This window comes from Methylobacterium nigriterrae (genome assembly GCF_037106235.1).
Taxonomy (GTDB): Bacteria; Pseudomonadota; Alphaproteobacteria; order Rhizobiales; family Beijerinckiaceae; genus Methylobacterium; species Methylobacterium nigriterrae.
On sequence record NZ_JBAWTG010000667.1, the window covers coordinates 1 to 314 of the forward strand.

General features: G+C 73.6%; 1 protein-coding gene. It reads left to right on the forward strand.

The window, feature by feature from the left end:
- Window positions 1-314, forward strand: a 314-nt coding sequence (locus WDW90_RS38650) for a PAS domain S-box protein (protein WP_336492938.1), incomplete at both ends; no start/stop codon positions are given.

Below are 314 nucleotides of genomic sequence, written 5' to 3' on the forward strand. Positions count from 1 at the left end.
CGCGGTCGAGTACCGCGTGCGGATGCGCGACGGGACCTATCGCGGGTTCAACGCCCGCGCCGCGCCGATTCTCGACGAGGCCGGCGGGATCGTCGCGTGGGCGGGCGTGTGCATCGACATCGAGGGCCGCAAGCGGGCGGAGGCCGGGCTCTCCGCCCGCGACAGCGACTTCCGGGTGATGGCCGACTCGATCCCCCAGCTCGCCTGGATGGCCGACGCGACGGGCGCGCTCTACTGGTACAACCGGCGCTGGGTCACCTACACGGGCACCGACCTCGACGCGATGCGGGGCTGGGGCTGGCAGGCGGTCCACC